Below are 556 nucleotides of genomic sequence, written 5' to 3' on the forward strand. Positions count from 1 at the left end.
TCATATGCATAACTCGTTACTTAATTTATGTCGAAAAATATTGGTAATACTGCCATCATGCATTGGTCATTATTCTCTTCATTAAAGGTTTATCTTGTGCTGAGACAGTTGTTTTTTCTCCCTCTCTTTTCTGCTTTGCTTTCTACGTCTTCAATGACAATGGCAAAATCGGTATCCGGTGCGTCATTGAATGGAATTAAAGGCGCGCTCTGTATTGTGCGTGTCGACAACAAGTTATTGCTGGTGAATGAAATTTTGACCGGTCAAATTTCGCTGCCCGGTGGAACCATCAGCGCTGGTGAGCCGCCACCCGAAGCGGCGCAAAGAGAAGTGTGGGAAGAAACTGGCCTAGTGGTGACAGTGGGGGAAGCGCTGGGCTACAGTGATACCGCGGTATTTTATGATTGTGTGTCGGACTCGCCGATCGTCGCTTACAACACTCAGCATGCGTTAGGTGGAAATACCTTACCCATTTGGTTTGCGCCGCATTATGGAGTAGAAATTGCTTCCGCGATGCTGCTTGAGCCAACGGCTCTCAAAGCGGAGCAGTACCGTT

1 protein-coding gene is annotated in these 556 nt (G+C 46.9%); it reads left to right on the top strand.

Annotated elements, in window-relative coordinates; all coding sequences use genetic code 11:
• Positions 1-153 precede the first annotated feature (153 nt).
• A partial coding sequence (locus tag R7P74_RS28460) for an NUDIX hydrolase (protein ID WP_443293529.1) occupies positions 154-556 on the top strand: 403 nt, incomplete at its 3' end.

The organism is Vibrio sp. 2033, assembly GCF_033339735.1.